At 39.0% G+C, this 800-nt stretch carries 1 pseudogene; it reads left to right on the top strand.

The window, feature by feature from the left end:
- Window positions 1-800, top strand: a pseudogene (locus ACFIKU_RS10000) (hypothetical protein); the annotation flags it as partial.

The raw sequence follows: 800 nt of genomic DNA, 5'->3' as shown, positions 1-800 counted from the left end.
TGCCATAAATGGTTCCCAGCTTCATACCCTAGGAAGCAGTGTTGCAAAATCTTTGGGCGGTAATGCTAAGTATGAAAATGGCGCTTGGACAGCTCCTACATTCAAGGTTAAAAAATTTGCATCTGATGGTAGTGTTTCTGACTCGACTTATGACGGTGTTGCATCTGCCTTTGCCGGTGTTGGTGTTTCATTCGAGAATGTTAAAGATAAATTTAATAATATTAAGGATGAAATTAGCAAAGAGATTGAAAAGGACATTACGGCTGCTAAAAATGACGCTTTGTTGTGGGATAAGTCCAAAGGTTCTTTTGTAGCGATACATGGAGACAAGAAAGAAAACAGCAAGATTACATCTCTTCAAAATGGAGATATTTCTGCTATTTCAACGGATGCTGTAACGGGTAATCAGCTTCATGTGTTAGGTGATAATGTTGCGAAAACTTTGGGTGGTAATGCTAAGTATGAAAATGGCGCTTGGACAGCTCCTTCTTATAAAATCTCTAATATTACTAATGATGGTGCTGTAACGGATAATACTTATAACGATGTTGGAAGTGCGTTTGCGGGTCTTGATACGAGTGTCCAGAATGTAAATACGCATCTGTCTAATGAGGTCAAAAAGTTTGATGAAAAACTAAGTAATATTACTCAATCAGTTCAAGGTGACGCCTTGTTGTGGGATAAAGCTAAAGGCGCCTTTGTTGCAACGCATGGATCAGGTGAAGCGAAGACAAATAGCAAGCTTATATTTATATTAGATGGGGAAATTAAATCTGGGTTGACGGATGCCGTGACTGGTA

The sequence above is a fragment of the Bartonella sp. CM120XJJH genome (assembly GCF_042194715.1).
Lineage (GTDB): Bacteria > Pseudomonadota > Alphaproteobacteria > Rhizobiales > Rhizobiaceae > Bartonella.
Note: the sequence above shows the minus strand (reverse complement) of the source record. Positions and strands in the feature narration are given on the sequence as shown.